Origin of the sequence: Algiphilus aromaticivorans DG1253 (assembly GCF_000733765.1) — a bacterium.
Lineage (GTDB): Bacteria > Pseudomonadota > Gammaproteobacteria > Nevskiales > Nevskiaceae > Algiphilus > Algiphilus aromaticivorans.
Genome location: NZ_JPOG01000001.1, coordinates 1,128,533 through 1,145,374 on the forward strand (window position 1 = coordinate 1,128,533; position 16,842 = coordinate 1,145,374).

The following is a 16,842-nucleotide window of genomic DNA, read 5'->3' on the forward strand; positions in this document are numbered from 1 at the left end:
AGCCTGCCGGTGCGCGCCGCAGCGACGGTGTCGCCGATCGACTGTTCAGCGCCGGCGCGGACGCATCTGATAAGAGGCACGACTGCGCGCGACGACCTCGCCATGGGCATCGGTCAGCGCGCCATCCAGTTCGAAGTCGGCCTTGCCGGTGGCGAGCGTTTCTTCCTCGATGCGGCGGGCTTCCTCCGCATCGAGCGTGAACTCGACGCTTACGTCGGTCTTCGCTGCGCGCTCGAAGCGCATGTCGAGCTCGGTGACAATCGGAATGAAGCGTTGCATCCCGAAGGTGGCCAACATCAGCGGCCCACCCGGAAACTCCGCTAGTGTGAACAACGCGCCGGCATACATCGTCCCGATGTGATTGACGTTGCCGCGCAGCGGCATGCGGCACACGACGCGTCCGGGCTCAAGGTGCTCTACGCGCGCACCGCTGCGGCGCACGAAGGGAATAACGAAGCGCGACAAGTGCTTCAGCGCAAGCGGTTGCAGCCGTTCGTCCACGACGCGTTCGATCTCGGCTACAGGCAACCCCCAATCCGCTGCGCGTGATGCCGCTCCCCGCATTGTTGCCTGCAAGATGTTGCGTCTCGCCATTTTTTTTTCTCCATCCGCGTAAGAAAGGCCGCTAGTGTGACGGCACGAGCGTGGATCCGTCTGCTTCACCACCCACTTGCTGATGTGTGAAGTACGCACGAATGCGTAGCGAAGGCCGCGAGCAACCCAGCAAGCACATTCGGCACGCTTGCTGGAAAAGGGGCGCTGCTTGGAGACGCTTCCTTAGCGCGTCTTGTCCCCCCGAACGCGCTTTGGAAGCCAGCGCTGCCGCTGCTTGCGCGGCGGTAGCAAGCGCGTATGCGCGACATCGCCCCGGGCGACACGGCCGATGGCTACCCGTGTGACGATCGGGCCCGTCAGCTCGAAGACGATGGTGGCCAGAATCACGGTGTTGAGGATCGCGGCGCTGTCGGGTAGTCGCTCGGCAGCCACCAGCGCGAGCCCTAGCGCGACGCCAGCCTGCGGCAGCAGGGCGGCGCCGAACCATCCGGCCTCGCGCCCCGTCAATCCCGCACGCATTCCGCCGAGCCACCCACCGGCGATCTTGCCCAGTGTCCTGAGCGCGATGTAGGCCACACCAATGAGACCAGTCTGACCCAGAGCGTCGAAGGCGAAGGAAGCGCCCGCCAGTAGGAAGAAGATGACAAGAAATGGCTGTTCGATGTTCTCGATTTCGCTGAATGGCCGCTCATGGTGCGATGCTAGATTAGCGATCAGGCAGCCGGCGACCATGGCGGCGAGTATTTGCGAGACCCCGAGCGCGTCAGCGGCGCCGGCGATAATCAGCACAACCGCGATGGCTTCCTCGAGAGTCGGAGTCCCGGAGCGAATGCGACCGGTCAGAAGGGCCATCGGCAGGCCGACCACGGTGCCGAGGATGAGCGCGCCACCGATCTCGTACACGGTGACCAGCATGGGCGCATCCCCGGCCTGTAAGCCCGCCGTCGCACTCATCGCCAGGCTGAAAGCCGTGAGCGCGACGACGTCGTCGACCGCGACTACACCGATCAGCAACCGGGAGAAGCGGCCCGGCGAACCCATCTCGCGGATGACTGCGACGGTTGCGGCTGGCGCTGTGGCAGTCCCGATGCCCGCCAGCGCAAGGCTGATCGTCCTGTCGAAGCCAAGCAAGAGCAGACCGCCGGCCAGTAGGGCGAAGGTGACAGCCGCCTGGATCACAGCGATGACGACGATGGAGGGCCCGATATCGCGCAGGCGCTCACGCGTGAACTCCCCGCCAATCAAGAAACCGATCATCACCAGAGCGATGCTCGAGACGATGGGGAACCAAGCCTCGCGCGCTGGAGGCAGCAGGTCGAGTCCGGCCGGGCCGACGGCGACCCCCATGCAGAGCAGGATAGTGACGCCGGGAAGAGGCGTGCGTCTACCGAGGCTCTCGGCCGCAAGGCCGGCCAGCAGCATGCCGCCGAGCGCCAAATGTGCAAGGGCGCTCGCGGAAAGCTCGGGGCTCATCATCCCACCACATCCCTCGAATACCTGATTGCGCAGGCTAAGCCATGCGGAGCGCGCCGGCACGCTGCCGGTGCGGCAAAGCGTACGCGGCGACTACGGAAGGGATCTGGTAGCAAGGGCGGGGCTCGAACCCGCGACCTCGGCATTATGAGTGCCGCGCTCTAACCGGCTGAGCTACCTTGCCAGAGGGCGCGAGAGTCTAGCCAAAAAAGCGTCTGCCCGCTAGTCGTCGCGCGACTGCACACACGCACGCGGTGTGGCAATTTCGTAGGGGCTAAAGGGGACACTGTCAGAATTCTCCTACATCGCGCCATTACTACGGGCGTTATCGTGCCTTTACGAAGGTCCATTCGCGAATGAACGTTTAGTCTCCAAAGCCTGTGATCCCGAACAATCTGATTTACATCGTCATGGATAGCTGCCGCTTCGACAGCTGGCAGCGTGCGCGCACCCCGAACATGGACCGCATCGGGGCGGGGGCGCGGCGATACTCCTATGCGTCCTGGACGTCGCCGTCGCACTACACCTATCTGATGGGGATGATCCCGCACGCCTCGCCGCAAGGCGTCTTTGCGTCCGAGGTCTACAAGAAGGATTTCGCACTGTGGGTGGATCGCACCGGGATTGAGGGGCTGTCCTTCAAGAGCTTCGTGCCGCAGCTGTCGCTGCCGAATGTCTTGCAGGAGGAGGGCTATCGGACGGTCGCCCGCGTGTCGTTGCCGGTGCTGAACCCGCAAACCCATCTCAATCGTCATTTCGACGATTACAAGCTGATGGACGACCACAACGATTTCGGCGGCATGGTCAAGGAGATGGGCTTCGATGAGGATGAGCCCTCCTTCTACTTCTGCAATCTCGGCGAGACGCACTATCCGTACATGCTGGACGGCGACAGCCTTCCGCATATCTCGGGCGTTCACGGGGTCTTCAAGCGCATGGACGACGATATGGGTGCCCAGGCGGACGACCGCTTCTTCGACGAGGAGCAGATGCACGATCTGCACGCTCAGCAGGTCAAGACGGTGGAGCACGTGGACAACCTGCTGGACGAGCTAATCAGCAAGGCGCCAGTGAATACTCATTTCATCATCACGGCCGACCACGGTGAGTGCTTTGGCGAGGGCGGCTACTTCGGCCACGGGCCGATCAATCATGAGAAGGTCATGGAGGTCCCCTTCCTCGAAGGGAAGAAGCGCTAGCGTCTTTCGATGCGAGCTTCCGGGGCGTTAGGGGACAATACGAGCCCGCCAAGAGCGGGGGAGAGGATGGAGCTATGACGCAGCGCAGCGCGTTCGACGTCATCACACTGAGCCCGGCCACCTGGTCGCATCCTGGCGTGGCCGTTTCGGCTGCTCGCGCCGGTGGCGTTGGTGTTATTGACCTGGAATTCAGCACGGATCCGGCCCTGGCGGCTGCGCATTTCGCGCGGCTGGTCGCCGAGAGCGCCCACGGCGAGATCGGTCTCCGGGTGGTTCCGGAAACAGAAGAGCTGGCGGTGGAGATCATCGCCGCGGCGCCGGCCGAGCGCCCGCTGGTGCTGATCGCCGGTGGCCCGGGCCCCGCCGCGATCAAGCTCGCGCGCGCGTTGCGCAAGGCGCGCGGCAAGGCGAACGAAGGTGACCGACTCTATCTGGAAGTCACCGACGCGGATACGAAGCTGGGCCAGTTGAAGCCCGACGGCATCATCGCGAAGGGCTTCGAGGCCCCGGGTTGGGGAGGTGAGGATTCGAGCTACGTGCTGGCGCAGAAGTGGCTGGCGCGGACGCAGCTGCCGCTGCTCGTGCGCGGCGGAGTAGGCCAGCATGCCGCGGCTGCGCTGCGCGCTGCCGGGGCGGCGGGTGTGGTGCTCGACGATCAGGTGTTGCTCTGTGACGAAACGCCTTTGCCGTCCGAACTCAAGGCCGAGCTGGCGCGACTGAACGGCTCGGAGACGCGCAGCCTGGGTGAACTCCTTGGCGCGCCATGCCGCGTATATGCGCGACCGGGTAGCGAGGCGCTGGAAACAGCGCAGAACATGCTTCGAGAGGCAGAGGCCGCGAAGGTTGCGCCCGAGGATTGGCGCGCGCGGCTGATGCCCCATGTTGGTTGGGGTGAGGGACAGCTTCGCCCCGTCGGGCAGGGTGTCGGCGTCGGCGCCGCCATGGGGCAGAAGCGCGTGGCCCGTGTCATCAAGGCCATCCGCAAGCAGAGCTTTTCCTCCCTGCGCATCGCCGCGCAGCAGCGGCATTTGGCCGAGGGCGCGCCGCTGGCGGCCTCGCACGGCACGCGTTACCCGCTGGTGCAGGGGCCGATGACGCGTGTTTCGGATCACGCGCAGTTCGCGGCTGACGTCGCCGAAGCGGGTGCGTTGCCCTTCCTGGCGCTGGCGCTGATGCGTGGCGAGCAGGTGGATGAGCTGCTCGCCGAGACGGCCGCCAAGGCGGGCGACCGCGCCTGGGGCGTGGGCATGCTCGGCTTCGTGCCGCAGGCTTTGCGCGACGAGCAGTGCGAGGCCATCTGGAAGCACAAGCCGCCTTTTGCGTTGATCGCGGGCGGCCGTCCGGACCAGGCGCAGCAGTTCGAATCGCGTGGCATCCCAGCCTATATCCACGTGCCGGCGCCGCAGCTGCTCAAGATGTACTACGAGCAGGGTGCGCGGCGCTTCGTTTTCGAAGGCCGCGAATGCGGCGGGCATATCGGGCCCATCGCCAGTTTCCCGCTGTGGGAGCAGATGATCGCGGCGCTGCTGGACGCGGTGGACGAGAAGAGCGCGCCGGAAGTACACGTGCTCTTTGCCGGCGGCATCTCGGATGATGTCTCCGGCGCCATGCTGGCTGCGCTGACCGCGCCGCTGGCCGAGCGCGGCATTCGCGTCGGCGGGCTGATGGGCACGGCCTATCTGTTCACCAAGGAAATCGTTTCCAGCGGCGCCATCGTGCAGGGCTATCAGGACGAGGCGCTGGCCTGCCGGCACACGACCAGCCTGGAAACCGGCCCTGGGCATGCCACGCGCTGCGTGGATACCGCCTTCGCCCGCGAGTTCTTCGACAAGCGGCGCGAGCTGCTCGCGGCCGGGCAGCCCGCCGAGGAGATCCGCGACACGCTGGAGGACATGAATCTGGGCCGGCTGCGGCTGGCTTCGAAGGGCCGCACGCGCAACGATGCTGGCGAGATCATCACGATCGACGCCGAGCAGCAGAAGCGCGACGGCATGTACATGATCGGCCAGGTTGCGACTATGCGCGATCAGGTCGTGAGTTGCGCCGAATTACACGAGAATGTGTCGGCACACGGCACGCAGCGCCTGCTCGACCTCGAGTCCGACGTCGAGGCCCGCCGCGAGGCTGCTTCGCCATCGGATGTGGCGGTGGTCGGCATCGGCACGGTGCTGCCCGGTGCCGGCGATGCCGACAGCTTCTGGCACAACGTGGTGGAGAAGGTCAGCATCATTCGGGAGGTGCCGCGCGAGCGCTGGGACTGGCGGCTGTACTTCGACCCGGACATGAATGCGCGCGACAAGGTGTATTCGAAGTGGGGCGGCTTCCTCGACGAAATCACCTTCGATCCGCTGCGTTTCGGCATCCCGCCGCGTTCGATGAAATCCATCGACCCGATGCAGCTGCTGTCGCTGGAGTGCACGGCACGTGCGCTCGACGACGCCGGTTTCGATGACGATTTCGACCGCGAGAACACCTCGGTCATCCTCGGTGCCGGCGGCGGTGTTGGTGACCTGGGCATGCAGTACGGCGTGCGTGCGGAGCTTCCGCGCTTCGTCGAGATTCCGGACGACGGCGCCTGGGAGCGCCTGCCGGAGTGGACCAACGAATCCTTCGCCGGTGTGCTGCAGAACGTGGCGGCCGGTCGCGTCGCCAACCGCATGGACTTCGGCGGCCTCAACTTCACCGTGGACGCGGCCTGTGGTTCGTCGCTGGCGGCGGTGACGCTGGCCACCCAGGAGCTGGAGGCGGGGCGTTCGAGCATCGCCATCGCGGGTGGTGTCGATACCGTGCAGGGGCCGCACGGCTTCCTCTGTTTTTCGAAGACGCAGGCGCTCTCGCCCAAGGGCATACCGCGGACCTTCGACAAGAATGCGGACGGCATCGCCATCTCCGAGGGCGTGGCCCTGGTCGTCCTCAAGCGCCTGGCGGACGCCGAGGCGGATGGCGACCGAATCTACGCCGTGATCAAGGGTGCGGCCGGTTCTTCCGACGGCAAGGCGCTGGGTATGACGGCGCCGCGTCCCGAGGGGCAGATACGCGCATTGGACCGTGTCTACCGCAAGGCCGGATTCGGCCAGGAGACGGTGGAGCTGGTCGAGGCGCACGGCACGGGTACGGCCGTCGGCGATCGCGCCGAGGCCGAGACCATCACGCGCAGCTGGCGCGATAGCGGTGCACCGGCCAAGAGCGTCGCGCTGGGCTCGATCAAGACGATTCTCGGCCACACCAAGTGCGCGGCCGGTGTCAGCGGCCTCATCAAGGTAGCGCTGTCATTGCATCATCGTGTGCTGCCGGCGCATGTCGGTGTGGAAGATCCCATCGACGTCATCGCGGCCGACGACTCGCCGGCCTATCTGCTTGACGAGCCGCGGCCCTGGCTGCGCAGCGCGGATCATCCGCGGCGCGGTGCGGTCTCGGCTTTCGGCTTCGGCGGTACGAACTTCCACGCCGTGCTCGAGGAATACCGCGGCGGCTACGCCGTGGCCGAGCCGGTGGGCGCGCGTCGCTGGCCCTGGGAACTCTTCGTCTTCCGCGCCGCTGATGCAGCGGCCCTGCAGGCCCAGGTCGAGAAGCTGGGCACGGCGCTGGCCGCCGGCGATGCGCTCGGCATCGCCGAGATCGCACACACGCTGGCCGCCGAGGCCGAACAGGTGCCGGAGGCTTCCTGCGTGGCGGCCTTCGCTGCGGACAGCCATGACACGCTGCGCAAGCAGGTCGAAGCGCTGCGCGCGCATCTGGCCGAGAACAAGGCATTGCCACCGGGCGTGCGCTGTAATCTGCAGCGCCGCACCCGCCAGCGGGTAGGGCTGCTGTTCCCCGGCCAAGGCGCGCAGTCGGTTGGCATGGGGCGCGAAGTTGCGCTCTACCGCGGCGAGCTGCGTGAGGCGCTGGAGTATGCCGACGCCGTGCTGGGCGGCAGCCTGCATGCACCCTTGTCGAGCCTGATGTGGCCCGAGGCTGCCTTCAACGATGCCGCGCGCGAAGCGCAGCAGCAGGCCATCACCAATACCCGGCACGCGCAACCCGCCATCGGCGCGCTGTCGCTGGGTTATCTGGACTTGTTGCGACGGCTGGGTATCGCGCCGGATGCGGTTGCCGGCCACAGCTATGGCGAGTACACCGCGCTGCACGCCGCCGGCGTTATTGATCGCGACGCCTTCCTGCGGCTTTCGGCGGCGCGTGGCGCAGCCATGGCCGATGCGGCCGGCGACAACGCGGGCGCGATGGCGGCCGTGCAGGCCTCGCGCGAGCAGGTCGACGCGCTGCTGGCCGACGCCGGCCGTGTCTGGGTGGCGAATCACAACGCTCCGGAGCAGGTTGTCATCTCCGGCGAAGCCGATGCCGTGGATGCGGTGATCGAGAAGGCCAAGCAGCAGCAGCTTCGTGCGACAAGGTTGCCGGTCTCCGGTGCCTTCCATACCGAGCTCGTCGCGGCCGCACAGGCGCCGCTCAGCGCGGCCATCGACGCCACCCACTTCAGCGCCCCGCAGTGCAAGCTCTACGGCAATCACGGCAGCGCGCACTCGCAGGATCCGGCGGCGATCGTCGAGCAGCTCAAGGGCCATCTGCTGGCGCCGGTCGAATTCGTCAGCGAGCTGCAGGCGATGGCCGATGACGGCATCGACTGCTTCATCGAATGTGGCCCCAAGGCCATCTGCGCCGGCATGGCCGGCGCGACGCTGGCCGAGCAGGATGTCGCCGTGGTGAGCCTCGACGGGCAGGGCGGCGGTTTGCGCGGTCTGCTCAACGCCGTTGGCGATCTGCTTTGCGCCGGCGTCGACGTGCCGGTTACGCGCTTGATGGCTGACCGCGGTATCGCCCGGCATTCGCTGGCGGCACTGGCCGGCCTGCTCAAGCCGGCCGAGGTGCCCGCCACGGCCTTCTATCTCTCTGGTGGTTGTGCGCGGCCGAAGGACGATCCCGAGCGTCGCGCGGGCAGCGAGCCGCCGCTGACGCTGGAGCGCCAGCAGGCGGTGCGCGAACGCGCCAAGGCCGCCGCGGCGACGCCGGCAGCGCCTGCAGCCGCGGCCGCAGGCGAGCCGCAGGCTCCCGCAGCACGGCCCCAGGCACCGGCGATGCCAGCGACCCCGACCGCGGCCGATGCCTCCGGCTTCGGGCAGGAAGCGCTGGCTGCCTATCAGCAGACGATGCAGCAGTTCCTGCAGTTGCAGGAGCAGGTCATGAGCCGCGTGCTCGGCGGCCAGCCCGCGCAGCCCGCTGCCGGTCAACCCGCCATGCCGGCGCAGACGGTCGCCGCCGCGGCCGCGCCGCAGGCGGCGGTGCCAGAGGCTGCGCCGCAGCCGGCAGTGCAAGCGCCGCCGGTCGCGGAAAGCCCCGTGGCGCCGGCACCGAGTGCGCCGGCCGAGCCGGCTTTCGACGCCAAGGCCGCCTTGCTGGCCCTGGTCGCCGACCGTACTGGCTACCCCGAAGACATGATCGGCCTCGATGCCGATCTGGAAGCCGATCTCGGCATTGATTCGATCAAGCGGGTTGAGATCGTCGGCGCTTTCGCCAAGGAAGCACCGACCGCTATTGCCGGGGCCATGCAGGCGGATATGGAGCGCTATACCAGTGCGCGTTCGCTGACGGCGCTGCTGGCGCAGCTGCCCGAAGTGGCGAGTTCCCCGTCGGGCGCGGCTGCCCCGGCAGCAGCTCCGTCGGCGCCCAGCTTTGACGCCAAGGCGGCACTGCTGGCACTGATGGCGGATCGCACCGGCTATCCGGAAGACATGATCGGCCTCGACGCGGATCTGGAAGCCGATCTGGGCATTGACTCGATCAAGCGGGTCGAAATTGTCGGCGCCTTCGCCAAGGAAGCACCGGCCGCCATTGCGGACGCCATGCAGGCGGATATGGAGCGCTTCACCAGCGCGCGTTCGCTGACGGCGCTGCTGGCCGAACTGCCGGAGGTCGCGAGTGCTCCGGCAGCGACCGCGAGCGCGGCGACAGCAGCGGCCGCGGCCACGTCGAGCGACTTCGACGCCAAGTCCGTGCTGCTGGCGCTGGTGGCTGATCGCACCGGCTATCCGGAAGACATGATCGGTCTCGACGCGGATCTGGAAGCCGATCTGGGCATCGATTCGATCAAGCGGGTCGAGATCGTAGGCGCCTTCGCCAAGGAAGCGCCCACGCGCATGGCCGAAGCCATGCAGGCGGACATGGAGCGCTTCACTGCTGCGCGCTCGCTGACGGCGCTGCTCGACGAGCTGGCGGCGGCCGGCGCCGGTGCGGCGCCGGAGGGCGCTGCTGCGCAACCGGCGGCTACCACGGCGCCTGAAGCGACCCCAGCGCAAACCGAGGCTGGCAGCGACGGTGTCGCGCGCTATGTCATTCGCCCGCGCCAGATCGCGCCGGTGCAGGATGGCGTGACGCTGAGCGGCAATCTGCTCATCCTCGGCGAGGCCGAAGGCGGGCCGAATGTGCTGGCGTTGCGGGCACGCGCCGAGACAGCTGGCCTGACCGTCGTCGTCATAGACGCTGAAGACGAGGCGGGCATCGCCGAAGGGCTGGCCGTCCTTGATGGCCCAATCGCGGGCGTCGCGTTGCTGCACGGTTTGCAGCCGGCCCCGGCCGAGGGGATGGACGCGCAGCTGGATGCCGGACGTCACGCGGTGGGCGCCGCCTTTGCCTGCCTGCGCGCCTTCGGTGAGCGCGTCGCCGGCCTGCGGCTGGTCGCCGCCACGCGGCTGGGGGGCACGCTGGGGCGCGACGCCGTATCCGATGGCGCGCCGGTTGCCGGCGGTATCGTCGGCCTGCTGAACTGTGCGCGTCAGGAGTTCCCGGATGCGCATCTGCGTCCGGTCGATTTCAATGGCCAGACGCCCGAGAGCATTGCCAATCTGCTCATCACCGAGCTGGGCAGCACGGAGCAACTCCCCGAGGTCGGCTACGTCGGCGATGCGCGCTATACCTCCGCAACCGTGGCCGAGCCGCTGCAGGACACGCGCTTCGCGCCGCATCTGGAGCCACAGGGCGATTGGGTCGTGCTGGCAACCGGTGGTGCGCGCGGTATCACGGCGAGTATCCTGCAGTCGCTGGCCCTGCCGGGCATGACGATGGTGCTGGCAGGCCGCAGCGCCCGACCGGAACCCGAGTCGCCCGAGCTGGCGGCTGCCGGTGACGAGGCCGCGCTCAAGAAGTTGCTGCTGCAGCAGGCGCGCGCGGCCGGCGATATGCCGAAGCCGGCCGAGATTGACCGTGCCGTGGCGCGTGTTCTGGCCAATCGCGAGATCCGCTCCGCGCTGGAGGGGCTGGAGGCCGCCGGCGTCACCGTCGACTATCGCGCCATCGATGTTCGCGACGGCGAAGCGGTGCAGGCGCTGGTCGACGATGTTCATCAGCGCTACGGGCGTCTCGACGCCGTGCTGCACGGCGCCGGCATCATCGAAGACAAGCTGCTGGTCGACAAGACGCCGGAATCCTTCGAGCGCGTTTTCTCGACCAAGGTCGATTCGGCCGTCGCGCTGGCGAAGGCGCTGCATCCCGAGTCCTTGAAGCTGCTGGTCTTCTTCACTTCGGTGGCCGGTCGCTACGGCAACCGCGGGCAGTCCGACTACGCGGCCGCCAACGAGGCCCTCAATCGCCTCGCCTGGCAGCTCTCGCGCCGCTGGAAGCAGACGCGGGTCGTGTCTCTGAACTGGGGGCCGTGGGATGCCGGCATGGCGACCGAGGCCGTCAAGCAGGCATTCCGCAGCCGCGGGGTGATCCCGATCCCATTGGATGCCGGCTGCAAGTACTTCCTGCAGGAGATCAGCTACGGGCCACGGCACGAGGTCGAGGTCGTGGTCGGCGAGGGGCCCTGGAACGCTGCGGAAGGCGGCGTGCCGGCCGATGCGCGGCCGGCGCCGGGTTCGGCGCTGCTGCGCGGCGAGCTGCGCATGGGCAGCGGCGGTGCGCTGGAGCTGGAACAGACTGTCAGCCTGGAGAGCGACCCCTGGCTGGTCGATCATCAGCTCGACGGCATCGCCGTGGTGCCGGCCACCGCTGCAGCCGAATGGCTGGCCGCCGTGGCCGAGGCCGGCTGGCCTGGCTGGCAGTTGCACGAGTTGCGCGATCTGCGTGTGCTGTCCGGCATCCGACTGGATGACAACCAGCCCAAGCGCATTCTGCTGCGCGCCCGGGCTTCCAGTCACTCCGATGCCGGCGGGCAGATCGTCAAGCTCGAGATCCTGGATCCCGAGAACAAGAATCGCGCCTGCTACCGCGCCAATGCGCACATCGTCGAGCGCCTGCCGGAGCCGCCCGAGCTGCCAGCGGACATTGCGGCGCTGGGTGCCGATGCGCAGGCCAAGCCGGCCGGCGAGGCATACGCCGACTGGCTCTTCCACGGCCCGCGCTTCCAGCGCATGCAGGGCGAGCTGCAGCTGTCCCCGCAGGGGGTCGATGCAACGCTTGTTGCGAGCCACCCGGAGGAGTTCGGTCTGCCGGGATCGGGCTGGATTCTTGATCCGGCGCTGCTCGACTGCCTGCCGCAGTTGGCCTGGGTGTGGTCGCGGCACTGCCACGACACCTCGGCGCTGCCCACCGGTGTCGGCAGCATCCGCCGCTTCGCGGGTGCGTTGCCGGGCGAGGGGCTGCGCGTGATCTGGCGGGCGCGGGATGACAGCAGCGCCGAGTACACGCACTACGACGCCTGGGTCGTGGATGGTGGTGGACGGGTCCGGCTGGTCTTCGAGAACGCCGAGAGCAATGCCTCGAAGGCGCTGAATCGGTTGGCTGGCGCCTGACGCGATGAATCAGATCTCTGCCGACATCGCGATTGTCGGCGTCTCCGGCTGTTATGCCGGCGCCGCCGACGTGCGTACCTTCTGGCAGAACATTGTCGACAAGGTCGATGCCGTCGGCCCTGCCGATGCGGAATGGACGGGGCCCTATCTGGACCCGGATAGCAGCGAAAACGACCGGATCTATACCAATCAGGGCGGCTTCCTGCGCGATCTCGCGGAGTTCAATCCAGCCGAGTTCGGCATCATGCCGTCCTCGGTGGACGGCGGCGAGCCGGACCACTATCTGGCGCTGAAGCTCGCGCGCGACGCGCTGACGGATGCCGGTTATTCCCGTGGCGGTTACGACCCGGAGCGGGCCGGCGTCATCCTCGGCCGCGGCACTTACGTCAACCGCGGCTATTCCACGGTCATGCAGCACGGCATGGTCGTGGATCAGACCCTGGAAGCGCTGCGTGCTGCGCGCCCGGATATCGGCGAGGAGGAGCTGGCCACGGTGCGCAAGGCGCTGAAGGCGCAGCTGCCGGCCTTCAACGCCGAGATGGCGCCGGGCGTGGTGCCCAATGTCACCACCGGCATGATTGCCAATCGCCTCGATCTCATGGGGCCGAACTACATCATCGACGCCGCCTGCGCCTCCTCGCTGATCGCAGTGGAACTGGCGGCACGCGAGCTGCACTCGGGCCGCTGCGATGTGCTGCTGGCTGGTGGCGTGCAGGCGCACACGCCGCCGCAGCTCTTCATGATCTTCTGCCAGATCAACGCCCTGTCGCGCGGCAAGATCCGGCCCTTCTCCAGCGCGGCCGGCGGCACCCTGCTCGGCGAGGGCGCCGGCATGCTCGTGCTCAAGCGCCTGGCCGACGCCGAGGCCGATGGCGACCGCATCTACGCCGTGATCAAGGGCCTGGGCACAGCAAGCGACGGCCGCGCCAAGGGGCTGCTGGCGCCGCGCTTCGAAGGCGAGGTGCTGGCCCTGAAGCGCGCCTACGAAGCCTCCGGCGTCGATCCGAAGAGCGTCGGGCTGATCGAGGCGCACGGCACCGGCATTCCGCTGGGTGATCAGACCGAAATTGCCTCGCTGGGCGAGATCTTCGGCGCCCGCAGCGGCCACGCGCCGCGCATTGCGCTGGGCTCGGTCAAGTCGATGATCTCGCACTGCATTCCGGCGGCGGGCAGCGCCGCACTCATCAAGTCCGCGCTGGCGCTGCATCACAAGGTGTTGCCGCCGACGCTCTGCGACGAGGTGCACCCGGATCTGGGGCTGGAAGCCACGCCCTTCTACGTCAACAACGAGACGCGGCCCTGGGTGCACGGTCTGAGCACGCCCCGGCGTGCCGGCGTCAACGCCTTCGGCTTCGGCGGCATCAATGCCCACGCCGTGCTCGAGGAATACCGACCGAGCGCCAGGCCGGGTCAGGTCGCGGTGCCGGCGCCGGCGCAGTGGCATGGCGTATCGCCGGAGCTGCTGCTCTTCGCCGCTGCCGACAGCGAAGCACTCATCGCGCAGATCGACGCCGTCGTGACGCGCCTGCAGGGCGAGCCGCAACCCGTGCTCGGCGGGCTGGCACGCACGCTGGCCGCGCAGGCCGAGGCGGCCGCTGCCGAACACGGCGCCGACGCGCAGCGACTGGCCCTGACTGCCACAGATAACGCGGATGCGATCAAGCAGCTCGGCAAGGCCCGCGAGCGGCTGAGCGAGGGCAAGGCCAGCTTCCGCACGCGCGGTGGCCTCTGCGCCGGCAGCGGCGCCATGCCGGGCAAGCTGGCCTTCGTCTTTCCCGGCGAGGGGGCGCAGTATGCCGGCATGCTGGGCGATCTGGCGGTGGCCTATCCGCAGGTGCGCGAGTGGCTGGATTTCCTCGACCGCACCTTCGGCGACAGTCGTGGCTACCGGCCCAGCGACGCCATTCTGCCGCCGCCGACGGGCCTCAGTTCCCAGCAGCGCGAGGCGCTGGGCAAGCTTCTCTACGACATGGATCTGGCCTCCGAATCGGTCTTCGCCGCCAGCCAGGCCCTGCACGGGCTGCTGCGTCAGGTCGGGGTGACGCCGGCCGTGATGCTCGGGCACTCCACCGGCGAGAACAGCGCGCTGGTGGCGTCGAACACGGTGCGCGCCGGCGACATGGAAGCCCTGGCCGGCATCTCGCACGAACTCAACGGCATCTATCGCGATCTGGAGGCCGCCGGCAGCATCCACAGCGGCAGCCTGCTGACCGTGGGGGCGCTGGAAGCCGAGGCACGCAGCAAGGCGCTCGGCGATCTGGGCGAGCGCCTGATTCTCGCCATGGACAATTGCCCCAATCAGGCTGTCTATTTCGGCGCGCCGGAGGATGTGGCGGCCGCGCACGAGCAGCTCAGCGCCGCCGGCGGCATCTGCTCGGAGTTGCCCTTCGGTCGCGCCTATCACACCAGCTGGTTCGAGCCCGTGGAGACCGCCTTCCGCGCCTTCTACCAGAAGCTGGACATGGGCCCGGGCGAGGTGCCGCTCTACAGCTGCAGCACCGCTGCCCCCTTCCCGGAGACGCCGGACGCGATCCGCGACACGGCCTGTGGACAGTGGTCGCGGCGCGTGCGCTTCGTCGAGACCGTCGAGCGCCTCTACGCCGACGGCGTGCGCGTCTTCGTAGAGGTCGGTCCCAGCGCCAATCTCAGCGCCTTTGTCGGCGATATCCTCAAGGGCCGCGAGGATGTCGCGGCCATCGCCACCAACAGCCGGCGCCAGCCGGACTGCAAGCAGCTGCACGGCGCGCTGGCGCAACTCTGGGCGCTGGGTTGCCCGATGCAGCCGAGCGGGCTCTTCGCGCACCGCGACCTGCCCGAGGAGACCATCGCGCTGCCGAAGGTGGACAAGAAGCCGCGCCTGTTCCTCAAGCTCAGCATTCCGGCCGTGCAGCTCAAGCCGGAGATGCTGCCGGCACTGCCTGCGGCCGCACCGGCGCCGCCTGCCACGATTGCCGAAGGCGCTTCGCCTGTCGAGGCGCCCGCCGCGGAAGCGGCCGTGCCGTCGTCGGCTCCCGCGCCGGCGCCAGAAGATCCACGCTCGGCCTGGGTGCGCAGCCATTTCGATCTGATGCAGCAGTTCCTGGCGACGCAGCAGCGTGTCCTGGCCGCGGCCGGCGGTGATGCCGCGCCAGCGCCGACCGCTCCTGACGCCGCTGCGGCCGACGGCTTTCCGCTGCTCGGCGAGGTCGTCGAGCGCGACGCAGACCGGCTGGTCATGCGTCGTGTCTTCGACCTCGACTCGGATGGCTTCCTGCGCGACCACTGCCTGGGCGAGCCGCCGTCGCCGGCCGACCCGAGCCTGCTGCCGATTCCGGTGATGCCCTTCACCTTCTCGATGGAAATCCTGGCCGAGGCCGCCGCCGAACTGGCCGGCGCGGGCGAGCGCTTCATCAGCATGGAGGCTGCGCGCGGGCATCGCTGGCTGGCGCTGGAGGACGGGACACTGCCGCTGCGCATCGTCGTCGAGCGCGAGGAAGTCGGTAGCGTCTACGGGCGTGTCTTCCTTGATCGGCCGGACAGCGCCGTGCCCGGCGGCATCCTGGTCTTCGAGGGGCGCGTGCGCTTCGCGGCGGCCCCCGATGTGGCGCCGGCGCCGATGACATGGCAGGGCAGCGCCGAGAAGGCGGCCGTTGCCAATCCCGAGGGTGCGCTCTATGCCCACGGCATGTTCCACGGCCCGCGGCTGCAGGGCGTCAAGCGGCTGCTGCGCTGGGCGCCCGAGGCCATCGAAGCCGAGCTGGAAGTGTTGCCCACGGCCGACTACTTCGCGCATACGCAGGCGCCGCGCTTCTGCTTCGACGCCGCGCTGCTGGACGCCGCCGGTCAGCTCGCCGGCTACTGGCTGAGCGAGAACTATGGCTGGCGGCACAACTGCTTCCCCTTCCGGGTCGGCGCCTTCCACGTCTATGCGCCGGCGCCGGTGGCCGGCACGCGCATCATCTGCCGCGCTGCCATCGGCATGACCGGCGAGCAGTCGCTGTCCGCGCAGTTCGATCTGATCCTGCCCGACGGCGAGCTCTACGCGCGCGCCGAAGCCTGGGAGGACCGCACCTTCGCCATTCCGCAGCGGCTCTTCGACTACCGGATGGCGCCAACCACGGGCTTTCTTTCGGAGCCGGCGCCGATGCCGGCGCCGGATGGCTGGGTGATGCGCCAGGTGCCGGCTTTCGAGGACGACTTCCTCGACGGCGGCGGCGGTATCTGGAAACAGATGCTGGCGCATCTGGCGCTGGGCCGCGACGAGCGCGCCAACTTCTATGCGCTGCCGGCCAAGGGCAGCCGACGCACGGAATGGCTGCTCGGTCGCATCGCTGCAAAGGAGTCCGCACGGCTCTGGATCGGTGAGCACTACGGGATCGAGCTGGCCAGCGCCGATATTGCGGTAGGGACCGACGAGCTGGGCGCGCCGCGGCTGTCCTGCCCGCAGCTCGGCGAGCGGCCCGCGCCGACGATCAGCATTGCCCACTCACAGGGGCATGCCGCGGCCTGCGCGGCGCCGCCCGGTATCGCCCCCGGCATCGATTACCAGCGAGCCGAGCGTGTGCGCATCGACGATGTTGCCGGCGGTGGCCTGAGCCGGACGGACCTGCAGGCAGCGGGCCGCGATGACGAGCACGCCATTCTGGCACTCTGGACGGCCAAGGAAGCTGCGGCCAAGGCGTTGCGCAGTGGTTTTCAGGGCCGTCCCGGCGACTGGCGCGTAACGCGTGCCACGCTCGACTCGGATGGCAACGGCAGCGTGGAGATCGCCTACAGCGGTCAGACGGTGCCAGTGCTGGTGGCGCGGGTCGCGCCCGAGGCCGGCATGGCGCTTGCTGCTGTTGCAGCCGGTGCCGCGGAAGCTTTGCAGAAGGCGGGTGCTGCCCGCTGATACCCGACACATACTCAGG

At 68.3% G+C, this 16,842-nt stretch carries 5 protein-coding genes and 1 tRNA gene; 3 read left to right on the forward strand and 3 right to left on the reverse strand.

Annotation, left to right across the window (positions count from 1 at the left end; translation table 11 throughout):
* Positions 1-45: 45 nt before the first annotated feature.
* The 3 genes from U743_RS05225 to U743_RS05235 all read right to left on the reverse strand — a co-directional run bounded on the left by U743_RS05225 (position 46) and on the right by U743_RS05235 (position 2,212).
* A complete protein-coding gene (locus tag U743_RS05225; protein WP_198021944.1) occupies positions 46-528 on the reverse strand; it encodes a YiiD C-terminal domain-containing protein in 483 nt (160 codons plus the stop codon).
* Between the two features lie 249 nt (positions 529-777).
* Positions 778-2,031: a cation:proton antiporter gene (locus tag U743_RS05230; RefSeq protein WP_052367556.1), complete on the reverse strand. Its 1,254-nt coding sequence runs from the start codon at positions 2,029-2,031 to the stop codon at positions 778-780.
* A gap of 104 nt (positions 2,032-2,135) precedes the next feature.
* Positions 2,136-2,212: transfer RNA gene (locus U743_RS05235), tRNA-Met, on the reverse strand.
* 199 nt (positions 2,213-2,411) lie between these two features.
* Between U743_RS05235 and U743_RS05240 the strand changes: the two genes are divergently transcribed.
* The 3 genes from U743_RS05240 to U743_RS05250 all read left to right on the forward strand — a co-directional run bounded on the left by U743_RS05240 (position 2,412) and on the right by U743_RS05250 (position 16,823).
* Complete coding sequence (locus U743_RS05240) at positions 2,412-3,227, forward strand: alkaline phosphatase family protein (protein ID WP_043771245.1); 816 nt, start codon at positions 2,412-2,414, stop codon at positions 3,225-3,227.
* Between the two features lie 74 nt (positions 3,228-3,301).
* Positions 3,302-11,953 carry a type I polyketide synthase gene (locus tag U743_RS05245; RefSeq protein ID WP_043766107.1) on the forward strand — a complete coding sequence of 2,884 codons (8,652 nt, stop codon included), beginning with the start codon at positions 3,302-3,304 and terminating at the stop codon, positions 11,951-11,953.
* Between the two features lie 4 nt (positions 11,954-11,957).
* Positions 11,958-16,823, forward strand: a complete 4,866-nt coding sequence (locus tag U743_RS05250; RefSeq protein ID WP_052367557.1) for a type I polyketide synthase — start codon at positions 11,958-11,960, stop codon at positions 16,821-16,823.
* Positions 16,824-16,842 lie beyond the last annotated feature (19 nt).

Bases quoted from the DNA above. Each gene is read 5' to 3' on its own strand.
- U743_RS05245 (WP_043766107.1), top strand. From the start codon at position 3,302: ATGACGCAGCGCAGCGCGTTCGACGTCATCACACTGAGCCCGGCCACC.
- U743_RS05230 (WP_052367556.1), bottom strand. From the start codon at position 2,031: ATGATGAGCCCCGAGCTTTCCGCGAGCGCCCTTGCACATTTGGCGCTC.
- U743_RS05250 (WP_052367557.1), top strand. From the start codon at position 11,958: ATGAATCAGATCTCTGCCGACATCGCGATTGTCGGCGTCTCCGGCTGT.